At 56.9% G+C, this 20,530-nt stretch carries 16 protein-coding genes; 4 read left to right on the top strand and 12 right to left on the bottom strand.

From position 1 onward, the window contains the following. Position 1 precedes the first annotated feature (1 nt). From bcsB to bcsQ, 3 genes are read right to left on the bottom strand one after another with little or no spacing between them, the layout of a single operon-like run. Complete coding sequence (gene bcsB, locus AC1D19_RS25605) at positions 2-2,305, bottom strand: cellulose biosynthesis cyclic di-GMP-binding regulatory protein BcsB (RefSeq protein WP_477764951.1); 2,304 nt, start codon at positions 2,303-2,305, stop codon at positions 2-4. After that, positions 2,302-4,533, bottom strand: coding sequence for a UDP-forming cellulose synthase catalytic subunit (gene bcsA / locus AC1D19_RS25600; protein ID WP_477764950.1), 2,232 nt, complete (start codon positions 4,531-4,533; stop codon positions 2,302-2,304). Before bcsA ends, bcsB begins: the two co-directional genes overlap by 4 nt. Beyond that, positions 4,530-5,702 (bottom strand): cellulose biosynthesis protein BcsQ, encoded by a 1,173-nt coding sequence (gene bcsQ, locus AC1D19_RS25595; protein ID WP_477764949.1) that lies wholly within the window; start codon positions 5,700-5,702, stop codon positions 4,530-4,532. The genes bcsA and bcsQ overlap by 4 nt, the downstream gene beginning before the upstream one ends. A gap of 986 nt (positions 5,703-6,688) precedes the next feature. Between bcsQ and AC1D19_RS25590 the strand changes: the two genes are divergently transcribed. Together AC1D19_RS25590 and AC1D19_RS25585 are read left to right on the top strand one after the other, a co-directional pair. Further along, the gene (locus tag AC1D19_RS25590; protein WP_477756626.1) at positions 6,689-6,910 is read left to right on the top strand and encodes a hypothetical protein; all 222 of its coding nucleotides are present in this window, start codon (positions 6,689-6,691) and stop codon (positions 6,908-6,910) included. Between the two features lie 251 nt (positions 6,911-7,161). Beyond that, positions 7,162-7,407 carry a hypothetical protein gene (locus AC1D19_RS25585; protein ID WP_477764948.1) on the top strand — a complete coding sequence of 82 codons (246 nt, stop codon included), beginning with the start codon at positions 7,162-7,164 and terminating at the stop codon, positions 7,405-7,407. A gap of 91 nt (positions 7,408-7,498) precedes the next feature. On the opposite strand, the gene AC1D19_RS25580 is transcribed toward AC1D19_RS25585, so the two are convergent. The 9 genes from AC1D19_RS25580 to AC1D19_RS25540 all read right to left on the bottom strand — a co-directional run bounded on the left by AC1D19_RS25580 (position 7,499) and on the right by AC1D19_RS25540 (position 16,794). Beyond that, positions 7,499-7,936 (bottom strand): winged helix-turn-helix domain-containing protein, encoded by a 438-nt coding sequence (locus tag AC1D19_RS25580; protein WP_477764947.1) that lies wholly within the window; start codon positions 7,934-7,936, stop codon positions 7,499-7,501. Positions 7,937-8,391: 455 nt separating this feature from the next. Beyond that, entirely contained in the window at positions 8,392-9,516 is a 1,125-nt protein-coding gene (locus AC1D19_RS25575) for an acyltransferase family protein (RefSeq protein WP_477764946.1), read from the bottom strand. Positions 9,517-9,833: 317 nt separating this feature from the next. Further along, on the bottom strand, positions 9,834-10,742 hold the full coding sequence (locus tag AC1D19_RS25570) for a MurR/RpiR family transcriptional regulator (protein WP_477760618.1): 909 nt from the start codon (positions 10,740-10,742) through the stop codon (positions 9,834-9,836). 184 nt (positions 10,743-10,926) lie between these two features. Beyond that, a complete protein-coding gene (locus tag AC1D19_RS25565) occupies positions 10,927-11,691 on the bottom strand; it encodes an ABC transporter ATP-binding protein (RefSeq protein ID WP_477764945.1) in 765 nt (254 codons plus the stop codon). An 18-nt stretch (positions 11,692-11,709) separates the two neighbouring features. Beyond that, entirely contained in the window at positions 11,710-12,822 is a 1,113-nt protein-coding gene (locus AC1D19_RS25560) for a succinylglutamate desuccinylase/aspartoacylase family protein (protein ID WP_477764944.1), read from the bottom strand. 8 nt (positions 12,823-12,830) lie between these two features. Then, positions 12,831-13,529: an ABC transporter permease gene (locus AC1D19_RS25555; RefSeq protein ID WP_477756739.1), complete on the bottom strand. Its 699-nt coding sequence runs from the start codon at positions 13,527-13,529 to the stop codon at positions 12,831-12,833. A 14-nt stretch (positions 13,530-13,543) separates the two neighbouring features. Further along, positions 13,544-14,233: an ABC transporter permease gene (locus AC1D19_RS25550; RefSeq protein WP_477764943.1), complete on the bottom strand. Its 690-nt coding sequence runs from the start codon at positions 14,231-14,233 to the stop codon at positions 13,544-13,546. A 92-nt stretch (positions 14,234-14,325) separates the two neighbouring features. Further along, positions 14,326-15,102: an ABC transporter substrate-binding protein gene (locus AC1D19_RS25545; RefSeq protein ID WP_477764942.1), complete on the bottom strand. Its 777-nt coding sequence runs from the start codon at positions 15,100-15,102 to the stop codon at positions 14,326-14,328. 300 nt (positions 15,103-15,402) lie between these two features. Beyond that, positions 15,403-16,794 carry an aldehyde dehydrogenase family protein gene (locus AC1D19_RS25540; protein WP_477764941.1) on the bottom strand — a complete coding sequence of 464 codons (1,392 nt, stop codon included), beginning with the start codon at positions 16,792-16,794 and terminating at the stop codon, positions 15,403-15,405. Positions 16,795-16,894: 100 nt separating this feature from the next. Here AC1D19_RS25540 and ptrR point away from each other — a divergent pair, with 100 nt between their 5' ends. Next, entirely contained in the window at positions 16,895-17,773 is an 879-nt protein-coding gene (gene ptrR / locus AC1D19_RS25535) for a putrescine utilization regulator PtrR (RefSeq protein WP_008047600.1), read from the top strand. A 77-nt stretch (positions 17,774-17,850) separates the two neighbouring features. Further along, positions 17,851-20,055 (top strand): OsmC domain/YcaO domain-containing protein, encoded by a 2,205-nt coding sequence (locus AC1D19_RS25530; protein WP_477764940.1) that lies wholly within the window; start codon positions 17,851-17,853, stop codon positions 20,053-20,055. Positions 20,056-20,530: the final 475 nt, after the last annotated feature.

The following is a 20,530-nucleotide window of genomic DNA, read 5'->3' as shown; positions in this document are numbered from 1 at the left end:
CTCATTGGCCAAGACGACGTTTGGTCCGTAAGCGCAGGGCCAGGTAGGCCATCGAGGCAAGCAGCAGGACCCCGAAGAGGGTGAACAGCATGAGCGCCATTACGTTTTGCGAGAGGTACCACTGCAGATAGCGCAATGGGCCCAAGCTCCCGACGTAGTAATCCTGCTCGGCGACCAGCGATTCGACATGCTTGCCCCTGACCACTACCAGACTGCCTTGCAACTCGTGGGCGTTTTCTTCGCTGCTGAGCAGGGCGTTGGTCACGTCGGCCAGGCCGCTGGGCCTTGCGCTGGCGATAAACACCACACTGCGCCCACTCTTGAGCGGCGATTCGAATCCGGTCAGATAAGCACTGCCGTCCTCAGCGCTAAACCTGAAGCTGCTGCGCGCTTCACGCAGATTGGTTTTCGTATCCGGGCTGATCCAGTTGCGCAGACGCAAGGGCAGGTCAGACAGTTCAAAGTACTGCACAGCATCTTCGCCCCTGGCCGGCAGAAGGTGCTGCCATTGATCCAGCAGCGGCTGATTGTTGCCCGAGGCGAGCACCAGCAAATCCCGGTCGCTTTGCTCGGCGAGTTGGTCGGCGTGGACCACCTTCACGCCGGTGGCCGGATAACCGGTGGAGTCGCCGAAGCGGCCCAGCAGGGTCAGATAGGTGCTCAGATCGGCCGGGCCTGGCTCGTTGGGCAGGATCACCGATGTTTCAGACAGGTCGGCCATGCGGGTGAACGGGAAGCCACTGTCCTTGAACACCCCGAGGTTGGGCATGGCCATGAAATGTTCGTATTGGCTGAGGTCCAGGGTCGAGTCCGGGTCGATCACACTGCGCACGTTGTCGATGATGATGTCGCGGCATTTGCCCTGTTTGATGTAGTCATACATGAAACGAAATTGCAGGCGTGACTGCAGCGCTACGGAATTGAGCGGCAACAGCATGCGCGACGTGCGGGCCAGGCTGTCGTCGGTTTTGAGCATCGCCAACAGGCTGTCGCTGCTGCCGAGTTTCTCGATCGAAGGCAGATCGATCGACTTGATGAAGGTGTCGTTGAAGCTGATCAGCAACGAGGAATTGGTGGAGACCGGTTGCGGCGTATAGCGGTACTTCAGGTCAAGTTGCGCACCGGGCTCACGCCAGCTGAACAGGTCGGGTGGCAAGCGCAGCGCAACCGTCAGTTGCCCCGGGTTATAACCCGACACATTAAGTTCTGCGGGCTTCGCCAGCTCACCCAGGCGAACCGGGCGATCGGAGGGCAGCCAGTTGGGCGCGTCGTACGGTTGGCGTGGCTTGAGCGAGTCGATCCGGTCGATCACCACGCTCTGCCCGGAAAAGGCCGAGCCGCCGAGGGCCAGCGCGGTCGCGGCGACCTTGAGATCGGCGCCATCGCGCCCGGAGACGATCAACAGTTTGCCCTGAGCATCATTCGGGTTGCTCACGAGGGTCAATGTCGGCCCGGTGGCCTCTTTGATCGGCAAACCACTCAGGGTCGTTGACTCGCTGCCGCTGACAAACACCACCGCGTTTCCTTTGGCCGGCAGGCTGGTGAGGCTGGCGGGAAAGGTTGCGCCGCGGTAGCTGGCCAGTGCGCCGAACCAGGAAGACAGAATGCCGGCGGCCTCAAGCTCCGGACCGCTTGGGTGCGCGGCGAACACGAAGGGCAGCTTCAAGGGCGAGGCATCTCGACGATCGAACAAGGGCTGCGGCAGCGCGGACAGGTCGTTGGGCTGTTTAATCGAGGACACCTGGAGGCTCAGCTGGCTCTCGTTGCCGATTCTGGCCCACAGGCTGGAGTGCAAAGGGTCTTCACATTGCATCGTGTAGTGACCGATGAACTGCAGGCTGAGCCGGTTGAATTCGGTGATGGTCTGCGGCGGAATCTGCACGGTCCGGGTCTGCAATTTACCGGCCTCCTCCTTCGGGAGGGGCAGGGTGGCGGCCACTTGATCGTTGATCAGCACGTTGATTTGCGAAAGGTCGGCCAGCAGCGCCGGTGAGTAGCTGTACTGCAGCGTGACGTGCGCCGCGGTGACGACTTCATCGGCGCGCACATCGAAATTCACACTGTCCGTTGCCTCCACGCCCTTGAGGGTCATCGAGTAGCTTTTGCCCAGCTCCTTGAGGGTGCGGGTATAGCTGTTACTCGGGGCATCGGTTCCGGGCAACGGTGAGACCGGCATTGCCGCCGGCTCTGTGGTGCTGATTTGGGCCGCAGCACTCAAGGTCCATCCGCTCCAGGTCAGTAGTGAGCAGGCGATCAGCATGAGTGAGCGACGAGGAAGAAAGGTCCGGCGAGTGGAATGCTTCAAGGTCGTTGCGTGTCCGCGGTGGAGTCGATAGGTGATGGCGCGTCCTGGCGTTTGTGCAGCAGCGCTTGGCCGTCCTTTAGGGTTGCAACGAACAAGTCGAGGATGGCGCGTAAGGCAATGCTGCTGACTTCCCGCAATGCCACCATAGGCGCGTCGAGGCGGCCATTACCCCAGGTGTTGGCCCAGGTGTCGGCCCGTGAAAAGGTCAGTCGCACCAGTTCACTTTGCTGGCGCAGGGACAAGGCGTCGAATTGCACGCCCGCCACGTCGTCGTTGCTGAACATCGTTGTTGCGGGAAAGAGGCTGGAAGGGGGCGTGCGCAAAATGCAGAGCTGCAGCTTCTCATTGGCGCAGAGCTGAACCTGCGGTGGCAGTTTCAGGCCCACGCCGTTTTGTGAGAAATCCTGGGTTTGGCAATCGAACGAGGTGCCGTCTTCGCGATAGATGCGCATGGGCAGATCAGCGGGCACCCTGGGTTCGGAGCGCACCTGGGCGGACTCACTGGCCACCGCCACGGCGGTGCTGACGATGATGATGTTGTACAAGGTCCAGGCGAGGTTGATCAGCAGGGTCGTGACCTCGGCCGAATCACTCCCTGGCAGTTTCACCACGCCGATCACCAGACCGATCATGTTCAAGGTCAGCAGGACGATGTAAGGCCGCGCGAGTTTCCAGTCGAAATAGTCCTTTTCGATGGTGCCGCCCTTGTCGGTTACGTTGAATTTGCCCAGCGAAGGACTGATCAGGGCGAACAGTACCGGGCGCATGATGTACCAGGCCAACACTGACTCATACACTTCGTTCCAGAACGAATGGCGGAAGCGGCCCTGGATGCTGGAGGTGGTCAGGCTGGAATGCAAAATATGCGGCAATACATAGACCGTGACCATCAACGCCGAGGCGTGAAAAATCTGCGCGTCGAACATCAGGTAGGCCAAGGGCGCGGTCAAGAACACCAGGCGGGGCAGGCTGTAGAAAAAATGCATCATGGCGTTGAGGTAGCAGATGCGCTGCCCCAGGTTCAGTCCTTTGCCAAACAGTGGATTGTCGGTCCGAAAAATCTGCGCCATACCCCGAGCCCAGCGTGTGCGCTGACGGATGTGCCGGGAAAGGCTTTCCGTAGCGAGTCCTGCTGCTTGTGGAATGGCGAGGTAGGCGGTGTTGAAACCACGGCGATTGAGCTTGAGTGCCGTGTGCGCATCCTCCGTCACGGTTTCGGTGGCGATACCGCCGACTTCCAGCAAGTGAGTACGCCGGATGACCGCGCAGGAACCACAGAAAAACGTCGCGTTCCAGAGGTCGTTGCCGTCCTGCACCAGGCCGTAGAACAGCTCACCTTCATTGGGCACCGAGCGAAAGGTATCGAGGTTCTTTTCGAACGGATCGGGTGAATAGAAGAAGTGCGGCGTTTGCAGCAACGCCAGGTTCGGGTCCTTGATAAACCAGCCCATGGTGATCTGCAGGAAGGAGCGGGTGGGCACGTGGTCGGCGTCGAATATGGCGATGAACTCGCCATCGGTGACTTTGAGCGCCTCGTTGAGGTTGCCGGCCTTGGCATGTTGATTGTTGTCGCGGGTGATGTAGTTGACGCCGATTTGCTGGCAGAAAACCTTGAACTCGTCCCGACGTCCGTCGTCGAGCACATGCACCCGCAGCTTGCCCTCGGGCCAGTCGATGGCCTGGGCCGCAAGCACCACCAGTTTGACGATGCCCAACGCTTCGTTGTAGGTGGGGATGAAGACATCTACCGTCGGCCATTCAGCGGGCGGTTGTTGCAGAAACTGCGGTGTGCGATGCAGCGGCCAGGCGGTCTGTACATAGCCGAAGACGAGGACGAGCAAGGCATACAGTTCGGCCAGCACCAATCCGTAGCCAAATACGGCATCCTGCCAGTTGTCGAAGCCCAGGGTGTCGGTCAGGCGCCAGTACATGTAGCGAAACGAAGCGATCAGCGAGAGGGTGACCAGGGTCAGGATCGCCAGACGCCCGGCTTGCTTGCGGATGATCAGGCTGGCGGCAAAACAGACGGCGGCAAACGCGGCCTGGGAATACAGGTTCAGCGGCGCAGTGAGGATACCCAGCACCAACAATGCAGCGATCAGCCCGGCCGAGATCTTCAGGCCTTGACGCCAACGCAGGGGCCAGCGACTGACGCTTGCCACGAAAGTATCCAGTAGCTCCTGCAACCACCACGTTTTTGCAGGTAGCTGATTGAGCCGGGCGGTCATGGCGTGCCCTGCTGGCTGCAAGCATCCGCAAAAAGCAGGGCATGGACCGCGCCTGACAGCGAATGAATGTCCTGACAGCCAATGCTCTCAGGTGCGTACTGCAACAGGTCCCGACCATAGGCCAGCGACTCGTTGAACTGGTGATCGAGACGAATCGTCCCGATCAGGTTAGCGCCGAGCCGCCGCCGAAACAGCACGCCCATGTCCCTGCTGAACGAACGCGAGTCATCCCGTTGGTTGAGTACATACCGGTGCCACTGCGCGCGTCGTCGGCTGGTTTCCAGCCACTGGGTCATGGTGTCCAGTGCCAGGTAGGAAGCCGCGTCGGCCACCGTCATCACCAGCACCAGATCGGCGGCATCGAGTGCCTGTTGCGAATAGACGGTCGCACCCGAAGGCGTGTCCAGGATCACGGTATCGTTTTCGCTGAGGTCCATTGACGCAAGGTGCTGATTCAACCAGTCAGAATCTTCAAGCATCAACTGCTTGAGCAATCGGCGATCGCTCACCTCGCCAGTGCCGAAGGGCAGGCACTCGCTGTCGCCAAAGCCCGGCAGGCGATGAGCGCCCCAGTCTGCGCCCTGCTCTTTGAGCTGGATCAGCCCGGGAACCTGCCTGGTGATACCCAAGTGGCAGGAAAGCGCGTTCTGAGGGTCCAGATCAATTGCGATGGTTCGCCCGCCAGGGCGCCGAAGTGTTTTTGCGAGGCCAGCGGCGACGGTGCTTTTACCCACCCCACCATTCGCCGAAACGATAGCAATGACCTTTGCCCTGGTCCGCTTGCGAGTCGTTTCTGGCAGACCGTCTCGACGAACCTGGTTGAGTTCACGTAACAAGTCGCTCAATCGCTGACGGTCACCCGTAGCAGAACTCGCAGGTGGCTTGGTCAGGAGAGGGGATATTGGCGAAGTTAGCGAGAGGGCAGCATTCTGCACAGGCTCGACCGGCGCGCCAATCAATAAAGAAGGCTGTGGCTCGTCCAGTAGAAACACAGGGGACATTGGCGTTGGTATTGGGGGAGGCAAGGCCACCGACGGTTCTGGCTCAGTCAGCGCAGGTGTAACCGGGTCGTCTTTGAAATCTTTATAGTTCGGTTGTATTTCCTGGTAGCTCTGCGCATTGGCGCCAAAATGTGTAAAAAGTTTCGTAATGTCGTCTACATATTTCATGCGTTGTACCAGGAATGAAATAGCTCAGAAACTCAGCATTCCATTAACTTGACAAAGTTGATGCGTCGTCGTGGTGTTGGCAGAGTGCCACTAATGTAGGGTGGCTGCGTCTTAGTGTCAACGAATGTTATAATAAGTCAGTGAGTTTTATTGGTGTTGGTCTGAGTGTTATCAGGGGTTATGTTATTCGTGGAAAGTGTAGGTGTTAGTGTGCGTCCAATAATTACTGTCCAGTGAGTTGTAATATGATGATAGGTAATGGATGTGTTTGTCGGGATAAATAACTTTCGGTGCGATGGGGTGTGAGTGTTGATCGCCTTCGATGGTTTTATGCCGGATTATTTATTAATGAAGTTGACTGCTGTATTTGAAGGAATAGTGGCGGTTTCCAGCTACCGGAAATGAGCTGGTACTGCTGGCCTGGCACAGCGAAGCCGTGGCACTCGCCGCACATGACGCTTGCGAGCGGTGGGCGTGGGTTCCATTTGAAAATCGGACATGGCGATTCCTCGCCCGTCGTTCACCGGCAGGTTCAATGTTAATTTTGTTCAGGGTTGTCTTCGGGACACTTGGCGCTGCGCTGGGTAAAGTCATGACCGCTTGCCCGGCCTGGTGTGTTTCAGATGGATTACTGAATGGCCAGCAACTGGTCAGGGTGGGCACCAATTCAGACAAGGTGCAGGCGACAATCCAAGTCGTTCAGCTAACGTTCAATCGTTCGCCTCGCCAGTGGCGTTACACACACTCCCCCTGAGGTGACTGGCGGGGTGAACCCTTGGCGGCGTGGCCCCTTGTAGATGAGCCAGAGCATCTAGAACGGCGCTGCTATCAGTAAGATGATCATGGGGGCACCGCCCCGAGCAGGCCTTGGGCATCCATTGCATGCGCCGCCCTCCGTGACTGGATGCGACGGAGGTAGTGGCATTTTGATTTCTTTTGAGCTATTTATCTCTATGGCCGGCATGGAGCCGGTTCAAGGAGATGAAATGGTCACTGATCGCGAAATTGCACTTGAGCAGGCCCTTGTAGCAATTATTGGAGAGGCCATCGCCAGCGGGCTTGATGTCAAAAGCCTGATGGACAACGCGGCAGCCGGCTTACTTGGAAGTGCTTCATACCGCTGGGTTGGGCATCCGCATGTGTCAAACGCCCTTCAGGTGATGATTGATGCTCATGCGCAGGCATTGGACGCCATGCCTGCGCATTAATTGAAGTTTCAGGTTTCAATACCCGTCCTGGCAACCGCTGCAAACTGTCACGATTGCTTTTCCGTAACGGCGATTTCAGGTCGCGACATGCTCGCAATGCGGGCGGACTCTTCGGCCGGCACCGTAGCGAGGGTGATCAGGAGCGTTGACACAGTCTCCTGCCATTCCGTGACCTGAAGCGACAGGTGGAGATTCCAGGTTTTGGTGTTCAGCTATGCTTTCAGCACTTTGTTCAAGAAATGGATTTCACTATGAGCAGCGTAAGAAAACCGACACAGCGAGAAATCTCCGATGCCTTGGAACTTAGCGAAAGCGAGGTCGCGTTGTACGTTGCAGACGTAGAGGAAAAGGCTGACGGCTCGGGGCACTGGATCTTTTTCAGCCCATTGACGCCTAACGACATACTGTTCTGGCTCAGGGTAGGTAACAACCTGAGGCTTGAAACAGATGCCATAAACCTCCTCTGGACAAAACAATCACCGAGTATCGCTCGGTAGGTTTGCGGGATCGCGCTTTAACTCCGCCAAGCTCGCCCCTGCAATCTCCTTAACTGAACAGCATTACATCCATGAGCCGGAGACTTAAAACTCATTCAGGATTTATTGTTTGGATAAGGCAGTAACCGCGACTTCTTACTGAACGGAGGAGGTTGTCGCCTTTGGTGAATTTCTTGAATTTCGCTTGCAGTCTACTGAGGCACATGGGCAATCCTTTGTAATTATGAGGGTCCTTATTTAACTTCATAAGGATGTCCTCGTTGCGGATAACGCGTTCCTCGCTGCTTGTTAATAAGTCAAGCACTACGCATTCCATGCGAGTTAAATTGATAGTCGTTAGATTGTTAGAAAGCAGGCGTTGGGGTTTGTTGAACACCCAGGTATGTAACTTCGGCATATTGATGCGATCAGACACACACGTAGCGCCGCGGTGGTCGATCCAGGCCGCAACCTCATCGATAGTATGCCCGAGGGCAATAGAGTCTTCGTCGCAAGAATTGAGCGGGGTGGGGGCAAGATCTTCTGGCATCGCGCTTCCTCCATGCACAGGAAAAGCGTAGCACCCAGAGCTGCGCCCACTGTAAGTAGCGCGTGAAAAAACCGCATTGGCGGACTTAAAGGGGTCGAAGACCCCCTGAAGGATGCCAGTGATTGTCGAGCAAGGTCTTCAGCATTCGGTGAGTCACTGCTGCCGCCAACTCTGCCGACTGGCGTACAAACAAGTGGCTGACCGTCACCAGTTCAGGCCGTAGTACTGTCACGTCGCCGCTTACCTGCCTGGAAAAATCCAGAGTGAAACTCTCGAAGCTTTCAAGAAGTATGAAAAAGAAGATGGGGAGCCAGGGGGGGATCACTCCGTCCCGCCCCCTTTTTATTTTTGAGTGTTCGGCTGGCATCCTTGGCAGTCAGCGACTCGAGATCTTTGAAAAAATACCGCGTCGCGTTGAATCAGTTTCGCTGATCAGGACGGCTACTCCAAAAGCATTAGTTGGCCAACATCACCCGCTTGAATTTTGCTTTCGAAAGCTGCGACCCGTAACTTCTAAGTGGAGTTTCCACAAATTGGTAGGAAAACTCTGCAATCACTCCAGTTAGTACTAGTGCGATGAGGACGGCAAATATTTTATCGGTTTCAAGTGTGAGATCCGTATACCCTGACTGAAGGCATATTTCTCTTACAATTGCAAATATAGGGTTGTGAACAAGATAAATGGAGTAAGAGCGCGATCCGATGTGAATGGCGATCTTTCGGAGGCGGCCATTTGAGCCCGTAAGGTTTAGATTTCCCGAACACAGGAGCACAACCAGGCTTGAAGTGATTGCGACAAATCCCATGAAATAGGGGGACCAGCCGATTTTTGCTGTGATGATGGGTAAGGGAATACAAATCAATAATGCAAGTTGTAATGTTTTTTTGTTCTTGGTAGAGAAAATACTTGATATCCGCTGTGGGTAGTAATGCCAGGCCAGCGCGATGAGGGTGCCGTAAAGCAATGCGTCGCTTCGAATAAACCAAAGCAATGTACCCCACGGACGTATCTGTGTGGAATGGTAAATTGCCACTGCAAGAAAAGGGATGATCAATAATTTGCGATTAGGGATGAAGAACAAAATGATGGGGAGAATTACATAGAACTGTTCTTCTAGCGACAAGCTCCAGTAGTGCCATAGTGGAGTTGCGCTGTTTGAATTTTCAGTGTACCAGATGTATATATTTTGGATATTCAACATGCCGAATATCCAAGAGTTTACCATGTTCTCTTGTGAGCCAAATGTCCTGGAGACGTCAAAGGCAAATGAAATTGCCAACGTTATGGTCGACCAGAAAATCGCTGCGGGCCACAATCGAAACAACCGCCTTGTCCAAAAAGATCCAGCAAAACGCAGGAACTGATCTTGCTGGTTCGAAGCTTTTATCAATGATGTCGTTATAAGGAATCCGGAAATGCAGAAGAATAAATCTACCCCTCCACCCAGCCAGAAATAGGTAGTCCATTTAAACCAATCCGGATTTAAAAGACCGAGATGGGCAACGAAAGTAATAGCGATGGCATAGGCACGCAATACTTCGATGTCCAGATTCTTTGTTTCGCTAACGGAGGGTGTCATGCGCTACCTGCGAATCAAGAAAGTTTTATTTTTTTCGGCGCACGATTCTATAAGCTAAGCCATGCGCTGTCGATAAGTCGGTGGCCAGTCGTTTTTATTCAGGACGATCTACATTCGAAGCGATGCAGACATGAGCATCACACCGCAGCAATTGCTGCAAATCTTACCCCGTGGCCGGCGCCTGATCCGGCTTTTTACGCTCGCTCTAACCCCGCCTGTTCCCGATTTCAGCATGTTGGTGCCAGGCGCGTAGTCGTGCAGGCACCATGATATCAAGGAGTGCGCAGTGCTGTGGGGGCGACCCCCCCCAAGAAATATCACTTTTTCGGCGATTTACTGCTGGAAGGAATATGCAGGTAAGACATCACGCTTTCGGTCAGCTCTGTCGCCAACTTGACGGCTTCTTTATTGCGGGCCATCACACCCGCCACTAATCCTTCGATCAAGGCGAGCACGGCGATGTTGGAGCTGGTCATGACCGGATGGTCGGCGGGGGCAAATAGCACGTGTTCGGCAATGCTGGTGAGAGGCGAGGCAGGTGAGTCGGTGATTGCCAGCACCGAGGCGCCGCGCTCATTGGCAAAACGCGCGAGTTGCAGGGTGTCGAGGGAATAGCGCGGCAGGGAAATCGCCAGCAATACATCCTGATCGGTGATTGCGGCCAGGCGGTAAGCGGCGTTTTCGTTGCCGCCTTCCATGCTGATGGCGGTGGCGTCCGCACAGAAGGGCATCAGGGTCGAGGCGGCCAGGCCTGCGAAGTAGACGCTGTTGCCAAAGCCGAGGATGTAGATTTTACGCGCCTCGGTCAGGCGGGTGACGAACGCTTCAAAGGCATCTTCATGGTTGTTGGTCGCCGCCGTGGCGAGGTTGCTGGTGGCGCTCTGGATTTGCTCATGCAGGCCAAATGCGCCACCCGGTCGATGCGCCAGTTCATTACGAAGCTTGTCGACCGGCGACACCATCTGCTGCAAAGTCGCCACCAGCTCGGCCTTCATGCCGGTGTAGCCACCCAGGTTCAGAGCCTTGGCCAAACGATTGACCGCGGCTGGCGAGGTGGATGTTTCATGAGCCATTTCTTCGATAGTCAGCGTCGCAGCCCTTAGCGGGTGACGCAGGATGAAATCCGCCACTTTGCGCAGTGATGGCGGTAAATCGGTAACGATTTCCGTCAGTTTGCGCATCACCGGCGCGGCATAGACCGTGGTGTTTTTCGTGGGGGTCGGCATGTCCGGCTCTGCAGTTCCTGAGGGTTGGAGATGGGGCTGGGGCGGGCGCATAACTTGTGGGAGCGTGGCTTGCCCGCGAAGAACGATAACGCGCAATGCCTGAAAAATCGCGGTGTTCGCTTCGCGGGCAAGCCACGCTCCCACAGGGTTTTGCGCGGGGGCATAAGTTGGCTGGAGTGTATGATTATTTCAAGCTGCCGGACAGAAATTGCTGGAGACGCTCGGACTGTGGATTGACCAGCACTTCACGCGGATTGCCGCGCTCTTCGACCCGCCCCTTGTGCAGAAACACCAGTTGATTGGAAACCTCGCGGGCAAACCCCATTTCGTGGGTCACGACCACCATGGTGCGTCCTTCGAGTGCCAGATCCTGCATGACTTTAAGTACTTCGCCGACCAGCTCGGGGTCGAGTGCCGAAGTCGGTTCATCGAACAGCATCACTTCAGGTTCCATGGCCAGTGCACGGGCAATCGCCACGCGCTGCTGCTCACCACCGGACATATGCGCCGGCCAGGCGTCCATGCGGTGTGCCACGCCGACTTTGTTCAGGTAGTGTTCGGCTTTTTCCCGGGCTTCTTGCTTGTTCATGCCCAGCACATGCACCGGAGCTTCCATGACGTTTTCAAGGGCACTCATGTGCGACCAGAGGTTGAAGTGCTGAAACACCATCGATAGCCGCGAACGCATGCGCTGCAGCTGCCTGGGTTCGGCAGCCTTGAGCCCGCCGAGTTTGTTGGTCACCAGCTTCAGCTGTTCGCCATTGAGCACGATGTTGCCAGCGTTGGGCTGCTCCAGCAGGTTGATGCAACGCAGGAAGGTGCTTTTGCCGGAGCCGCTGGAGCCGATGATGCTGATGACGTCACCGGCTTTCGCTTCCAGGGACACGCCCTTGAGCACTTCGTGGGCGCCGTAGCTTTTGTGAAGATCCTGAATTTCAAGTTTGTACATGGTTTCAACTCTCTGGAATCAGTCGCTGAGCAAACGGCCTTGACGAATAGGGGTGTTACCGGCCACTTTGGCCAACCACAAACCAGGCTGGGCAAAGCGCAGGCGTTCACGGGCATACAGGATGCCGTCGGTGCTGGCGTGCACCACGCTGTGCTGATCGGTCAGCGGATCGATCACTTCGAAGAGCGGATCGCCGACCTTGACGTGGGCACCCAACGGTTGCAGATAACTCACCACCCCCGGGTGCGGCGCATAGGCGTACTGCGCACCGGCGAACGGTGTCGCCTCACAACGGCTCGGTGGCGCTGCAGGCCAGTCGCCGCTGATCAGGTCTTGCTCGGCGAGATAGCCGAGAATGGCCTGGGCACTGTCGACGCATTGCTCGCGCTCGGTGTCGGCCATGCCGCGCAATTCAATCGTGGTGGCCACGCACGCCAGCGGAATATTGGCTTCAGGAAAGCGCTCGGCCAGGTGCAGCCAGGGGATTGCGCAGGCTTCATCGAAGGCGTTGCCTCCCGCAGCCTCGGCGAGCAGGGCCACGCCGGCGCCGAGGCGGGCGGCCAATGAGCTCAAGCGTGACCAGTTTTGCGGCATGGCATACAGCAGCATGATCGACTCGAAGTCGCAGTGCAGGTCCAGCACCACATCGGCATCACAGGCATGCTGCAGCAACAGGCGCCGCAAGCCATCGAGTTCCGATGTCGGTGCCGGCATGTTGGTGAGGGCGTCGCCCATGGCGCGGCGGATCAGTGCGATGTTGGCGTTGGCATCGTCGCCCAGTTGACCGTCCAGTTGCCTTGTCACTGCCTCGGCGAGTTCCGGGAAGTCGCGATTGAAATTCTTCCCGCTGGAGAATTCAAAGCGCCCTTGATGGGTGGCCTGGAACATCTGTGCGATACCAATCGGATTGGCCATCGGCACCAGTTCGATCACCCCGTTCAACAGGCCTTGCTCTTCCAGTTCCAGCAGACGGCGCTTGAGCTCGACGGCGACGCGCATCCCCGGCAGTTCGTCGGCATGCAGGGAAGCCTGGATGTAGGCCTTGCGCGGCCCGCTGCCAAAACGAAACAGCGACAGCTTTCGTTCTGTGCCCGAGGCACTCCACGGCAAAAGGTATTGAATGTGCTTCATAACGCTCCTTAGTGCTTGCGTGGTGCCAGATAGGCCAGCCAGCGGCGCTCGGCCAGCTTGAACAGGCGAACCAGGATGAAGGTCAGGGCCAGGTAGATGAGACCGGCAGTGATGAATGCTTCGAACGGCAGGTAGAAGCGCGAACTGACGGTTCGCGCGGCTCCGGTGATATCCACCAACGTGACGATGGACGCCAGGCTGGTGGTCTGCAGCATCATCAGCACTTCGTTGCTGTACTGCGGCAGCGCCCGGCGCAAGGCCGACGGCAGGAGGATGCGGCGGTACAAGGTCAGGCGCGACATGCCCATGGCTTTGGCGGCTTCGATCTCGCCGTGGGCCGTGGCCTTCAAACTGCCGGCCAGGAGTTCCGCGCTATAGGCGCTGGTATTGATTGCGAAAGCCAGGCAGGCACAAAAGGTTGCGCTGGACAGATATGGCCAGAACGCGCTTTGGCGTACCGCTTCGAACTGCGCCAACCCGTAGTAGATCAGGAACAATTGCACCAGCATCGGGGTGCCGCGGATCACATAGGTGTAGAGCCAGGCCGGGAAGTTGATCAGTGGTGATCGGGAAACGCGCATCAGCGCTATCGGAACCGCAAGCACCAGGCCAACGGCCAGGGAAATCAGCAGCACTTTCAGGGTCACCAAAGCGCCGTTGAAATACAGCGGCAGGTTTTCCCATATCAGGTTGTAGTCGAGAATCATGGGGGGGCTCCCAGTCACAGTTCGGCGGCTTTGATGCCGACCGAGTAGTGTTTTTCCAGATAGCGCAGCACCAGCAATGACACGCTGGTCAGCATCAAGTAGAGCGCGGCAACCGCGAGGAAAAACGTGAACGGCTCATGGGTGGCGTCCGCTGCGTTTTTGGCTTTGAACATCATGTCCTGCAAACCGATTACCGAGATCAGTGCGGTGGATTTGGTCAGCACCAACCAGTTGTTGGTGAACCCGGGAATGGCGAAACGAATCATCTGCGGCACCAGAATCCGCCAGAACACCTGAACGCCACTCATGCCGTACGCCGCGCCGGCCTCTGCCTGACCTTTAGGGATCGCCATGAAGGCGCCACGAAAGGTCTCCGAGAGATAGGCACCGAAAATGAAGCCCATGGTGCAGACGCCGGCGATAAAGGGATTGATGTCGATGTACTGGGTGTAACCGAGAGCAAGGGCCATGCGGTTCATCAGATCCTGGCCGCCGTAGAAAATCAGCAGGATCAACACCAGGTCAGGAATACCGCGAATCAGGGTTGTATAACCTTCGCCCAGCACCGCCAGCCATTTAAACGGCGACAAACGAAAGGCCGCGCCGATCAGTCCCAGGGAAATGGCCATGGTCATGGAGGTCAGGGCCAGATTAATGGTCAGCCAGGCGCCATCGAGAATGCTCGATCCGTAGCCGTGGAGCATGATGAAGTTCCTCAAGCGAGCGCCGGGAGGCGCACGAGACAAGCCAAAAGCGGCGCCCGCATGGGGCCGGCGCCAGGGTTTCGGATGAAGGCTTATTCGCCGTAGATATCGAAGGCGAAGTACTTGCCCATCACTTGCTGGTACTTGCCATTGGCACGGATCGCGTCAATCGCTGCACTCAGGCGTGCAACGTTCGCACTGTCGCCTTTGCGCACCGCGATCCCGGCGCCTCTGCCGAAGTATTTCGGGTCGTTGATGTCCGGCCCTGCCAGTGCGAAACCCTTACCCAATGGTGTTTTGATAAAGCTCTCGTCGGTGTTGACGATGTCTGCAAGCGTGGCGTCCAGGCGACCCGCTGCCAGATCGAGGAAGGCTTCATTTTGCGAGGAGTAGCGCACCACCTCGACACCGGCTTTCTCAAGCTGCTCGGTGGCGAAACGGTCGTAGGTCGAGGAGCGTTGCACGCCGAGTTTCTTGCCTTTGAGATCGACCAGCGGGTCGTTGATCACGCTACCGGCCTTCATCGCGAACTTGCCCGGCGTGTGGTAGTACTTTTTGCTGAAGTCGACCGACTTCATACGGTCTTCAGTGATCGACATCGACGACAGCACAGCATCGATCTTGCGCACTTTCAGCGACGGGATCATGCCGTCGAATTCCTGGATGACCCACTCGCATTTGACCTTCATCTCTTCGCACAGCGCGTTGCCAATGTCGTAATCGAAACCACTGACGTTGCCCTCTGGCGTCTTGAAGGAGAAGGGCGGGTAGGCGGCTTCGATACCGATACGCAGGCTGTCGTCGTCGGCGTGTGCCAGCAAGCTTGCGACGCACAGTGCCAGGGCGCCTAGAAGTTCTGTCTTGTACATATTGTTGACTCCTTGGATGGGGCGTTTGGGTGGTAGGGGGGCTGCCGTCCGGTCTGGCAAGGTGGACTGTCCCGATGATTCATGAGGGTATAAATGACATAAAACATTTCATAAATCAACTTAATGAAAAAAAACATATCAGCGCGAGGCGGCACACTGGGTGCTGGTGGGCAGAACCTCATCTGTGTCATCAATCCTTTGAACAAAAAACGGGCGCCGATTAGGCGCCCGTTTTTTCATTTCAGTATCAAGGTTTTTGCGCTGTCGGAAATTGAGCCAGTTCGCAGTACTACGCTGCCCTTAACGTCGATCCAGCCAAACCGTCTGTGCATTACAGAATTCGCGCACCCCGAAGTGCGAGAGCTCACGGCCAAAGCCACTCTTCTTCACGCCACCAAAACTGACACGCGGATCGCTGGCGCTATAGCCGTTGATGAACACTCCACCGGTTTCAAGTTCGCCGGCCATCTGCCGGGCGAGTTCGACATTGCGCGTGTAGAGGGTGGCGGTGAGGCCGAACTCGCTGTCATTGGCCAATTCCAGCGCATGGGCTGCGTCTCGGGCCGTGATGATTGAGGCCACAGGGCCAAACAACTCCTGTTTGAATGATGTCATCTGATCGGTCACGTCGCCGAGTACCGTAGGCTCATAGTAATTGCCGGGGCCTTCAGCCTTCTTTCCACCCAGCAGCAGCGTCGCGCCTTCTTCCAGTGTGTCGCGAACCTGTTGATCCAGTTCGTCGCGCAGATCGAAGCGAGCCATCGGGCCGATGTAGGTGTTGGTGGCGAGTGGATCACCGACGACCAGCTGCTGGGTGGCCTCGACGAACTTGCGGGTAAATTCCTCGACGATGCCTTGCTCGACAATCAGGCGTTTGGCGGCGGCGCAGACTTGTCCGGTGTTTTGATAGCGCCCGATCACCGCGGCTTTCACCGCCTCGTCGAGGTCTGCGTCGTCGAGCACGATAAACGGGTCGGAGCCGCCCAGTTCCAATACACATTTCTTCAGTGCCGCTCCAGCCTGAGCGCCGATGGCCATGCCTGCACGGACGCTGCCGGTGAGGGTGACAGCCGCGATACGTGGATCGGCGATCGCCCTGGATACACCTTCCGGGGTGACGTTGATGACCTCGAAAACACCTTCAGGAAAGTCCGCTTGCTGGAAGGCTTCCAGCAGCAGGTAGGCGCTGCCCATGACGTTTGGCGCGTGCTTGAGCACGTAGGTGTTGCCGGCGAGCAACGTGGGGACCGCGCCGCGCAGGACTTGCCAGATGGGGAAGTTCCACGGCATGACGGCGAGAATCGGGCCGAGCGGGCGATATTCAATGCGTGCCTTGTCGCCTTCAACCAGGGTCGTTTCTGAGCTCAGCATGGCGGGACCGTGTTCGGCGTACCACTGGCAGAGCTGCGCACATTTTTCAATTTCACCGCGGGCCTGGGCAATCGGCTTACCCATTTCCAGGGTGATCATGTTCGCCATGGCCTCGGCATTGTTGCGCAAGGCCTGGCCGAGGTTGATCAAAAGCTGTGCGCGCTGCTCAACTGGTTTGCGGCGCCAGGTGCGAAACCCGGTAGCGGCCCGCGTCAGCGCGGCCTGTAATGCCGAATCGGATTCGAAAGGGTAATGGCCGAACTGCTCGCCCGTGGTCGGGTTGATCGAAATGGCATGGGTAAGGCTGGATACGTGGGTCATGGCACCGTCCTGCGAGGTAGGAATGTGCTCAGGTTATGGGGCTATATGTTTTATGGAAACTGAATAATACTGAGCATAACGTTCACGTTTGGAGAATGAATTGGATCTGGTTCAGCTCGAAATTTTCAAGGCTGTCGCCGAGCACGGCAGCATCAGCGTGGCCGCCCAGCATATCCACCGGGTGCCATCGAATCTCACGACCAGAATCAAGCAGCTTGAGCTGGACCTGGGTGTGGATCTGTTTATCCGCGAGAAGAGTCGCCTGCGCCTGTCGCCGGCCGGCTGGAGCTTTCTGGATTACGCTCGACGTATTCTCGACCTGGTTCAGGAGGCGCGCGCCACCGTGGCAGGTGAGGAACCGCAGGGAGCCTTCGCCCTGGGCTCGCTGGAAAGTACTGCAGCGGTACGTATTCCAGAGCTATTGGCCGCCTATAACCAGAAACACGCCAAGGTCGAACTGGACCTGTCCACCGGCCCCTCCGGGACCATGATCGATGGGGTGCTGTCAGGGCGGCTGGCCGCGGCATTTGTCGATGGTCCGGTGTTGCATCCGGCACTGGAGGGCGTGCCTGCTTTCGAAGAGGAAATGGTCCTGATCGCACCGCTCAACCATGAGCCGATTCATCGGGCCAAGGATGTGAATGGTGAAAACATCTATGCCTTCCGCTCTAACTGCTCCTATCGGCATCACTTCGAAAGCTGGTTCGCCAATGGCGCGGCGGTACCCGGCAAGATTTTCGAAATGGAGTCCTATCACGGCATGTTGGCCTGCGTCAGCGCCGGTGCCGGCCTGGCGCTGATGCCCCGCAGCATGCTCGAAAGCATGCCTGGATGCACGACGGTCAGCGTCTGGCCGTTGTCGGAGTCGTTCCGTTATCTGCGCACCTGGCTGGTTTGGCGTAGGGGGACGGTGTCGCAGAGCCTGACGATGTTTGTGCGCTTGCTTGAGGAGCGTGGGGTGGTGTTGGTCGAAAAATAGTGGAAAGTTAACGGTCTGTGCTGAAAAACCGGATAATGGCGGCCAAATCGTTTAGCTCGTTATTCTGGTAAGCACGCATGGAAATCAAGGTCAACTTTCTCGACAACCTTCGACTTGAGGCCAAGTTCGACGACTTCACGGTGATTGCCGATCAACCCATTCGCTACAAAGGCGATGGCTCGGCGCCGGGGCCGTTCGATTACTTCCTGGCTTCGTCGGCGTTGTGTGCGGCGTACTTCGTGAAGTTGTATTGCGAGACCCGCAATATCCCCACCGAAAATATCCGCCTGTCGCAGAACAACATTGTTGATCCGGAAAATCGCTACAACCAGATTTTCAAGATTCAGGTCGAATTGCCAGCGGACATCTCCGCCAAGGACCGTCAGGGGATCTTGCGCTCCATCGACCGTTGTACGGTAAAGAAGGTGGTGCAAACCGGGCCTGAGTTCGTGATTGAAGAGGTCGAAAACCTCGACGCCGATGCCCAGGCGTTGCTGATGCCGCATTCGACTGGCGAAGCGGGCACCTACATTGTGGGCAAGGACCTGCCGCTGGAACAAACCATCGCCAACATGTCGGGCATCCTGGCCGACCTGGGCATGAAGATTGAAATCGCTTCGTGGCGCAATATCGTGCCCAATGTGTGGTCGCTGCACATCCGCGATGCGCACTCGCCGATGTGTTTTACCAACGGCAAAGGCGCGACCAAGGAAGGTGCGCTGGCATCGGCACTGGGCGAGTTTATCGAGCGGCTCAACTGCAACTTCTTCTACAACGATCAGTTCTGGGGCGAGGACATCGCCAACGCGGCGTTTGTGCATTACCCGGACGAGCGCTGGTTCAAGCCGGGTCCGAAGGACGAACTGCCGACTGACATCCTCGACGAGTACTGCCTGAAGGTTTACGACCGGGACGGCGAGTTGCGTGGCTCGCATCTGTACGACACCAACTCCGGCAACACCCAGCGGGGTATTTGTTCACTGCCGTTTGTGCGCCAGTCGGACAATGAGGTGGTGTACTTCCCGTCCAACCTGATCGAAAACCTGTTCCTGAGCAATGGCATGAGCGCAGGAAACACGCTGGCCGAAGCCCAAGTGCAGTGCCTGTCGGAGATCTTCGAGCGCGCGGTCAAGCGCGAAATCCTCGAAGGCGAAATGGCCCTGCCGGATGTGCCGCAGGAAGTACTGGCGAAATACCCGGGCATCCTGGCCGGTATCCAGGCCCTGGAAGAGCAGGGCTTCCCGGTGTTGGTCAAGGATGCATCGCTGGGCGGGGAGTTCCCGGTGATGTGCGTCACCTTGATGAACCCGCGTACTGGCGGCGTGTTTGCCTCGTTCGGCGCGCACCCAAGCCTGGAAGTGGCGCTGGAGCGCAGCCTGACGGAACTGCTGCAAGGCCGCAGTTTCGAAGGCCTGAACGATCTGCCTCAGCCGACCTTCGAAGGTCAGGCCGTGACTGAGCCGAACAACTTCGTCGAGCACTTTATCGACTCCAGCGGTGTGGTCTCGTGGCGCTTCTTCAGTGCCAAGCCGGATTTCGAATTCGTTGAGTGGGATTTCTCCGGTCAAGGCGAAAACTCCAATGTCGAAGAGGCCGCGACCTTGTTCGGCATTCTCGAAGACATGGGCAAAGAAGTGTACATGGCGGTCTATGAGCACATTGGCGCCAAGGCCTGCCGCATTCTGGTGCCGGATTACTCGGAAATTTATCCGGTAGAAGATTTGATCTGGGATAACACCAACAAGGCGCTGCAGTTCCGCGCGGACATCCTGAATCTGCACGGCCTGAGCAAAGTCGGCCTGAGAACGCTGGCCAAGGGTCTGGAAAATAGCGAGCTGGACGATTACACCGACATCACCACCTTGATCGGCATCGAGTTCGACGACAACACGCCTTGGGGCAAGTTGACGATCCTGGAGCTGAGGCTGCTGATTTATCTCGCCTTGCAGAAGTTCGACCAGGCCAAGGATCTGGTGGAAGCCTTCTTGCAATACAACGACAACACCGTCGAGCGCGGCTTGTTTTATCAAGCCGTGAACGTCGTGCTGGAAATGCAGCTGGACGATGATCTGGAACTGAGCGACTACGAGGTCAACTTCCGCCGGATGTTCGGTAACGAGCGGATGGACGCGGCGATAGGGTCCGTGGATGGCAGCGTACGTTTCTACGGTCTGACGCCGACGAGCATGAAACTGGAAGGGCTCGACAGGCACCTTCGTCTGATCGACAGTTACAAGAAGCTGCACATGGCGCGGGCCAGGGTGGCGACTTTATTCAGCTGACAGCGATAACAAAAAAGCACCTTGGGTGCTTTTTTGTTATTTGGCGGCCAGCCAACCGTCTGTATGTGGTGGGCTGATTTTTTGGCTATGACATGGGCTGTGGCTGCCCATGAGGAAGCTCTTCTATATAGAAGGGCGTTTTGGCTCCTCTATACAGGCTTGCTTTGGGGCGTTTTGCTGCATTCTGCAGGTTATTGATAGAAAACCTGAATCAGTGCTTGACGGCAGATTACAGGTGTCTATAATTCGCCCCACTTCCGGCGCAGTCGAAACGGAAAACTCCTTGGTAAACAATGAGTTATGCAGTTTTCGGCAGCAGGTTGCTTCAGGTCATCGAAGCCAAAAGGAAGTTGAAAAAGGGGTGTTGACAGCAGCGTGTAACGCTGTAGAATTCGCCTCCCGCTGACGAGAGATCTGAAGCGCAAGTGGTTGAAGTTGAAAAGGAAACTTGGAAAACTTCTGAAAAATACCACAC

It is taken from the genome of Pseudomonas sp. P1_C12 (assembly GCF_056406435.1).
The sequence above is the reverse complement of the archived record's forward strand: the minus strand, read 5'-3'. Positions and strand labels throughout refer to the sequence as shown.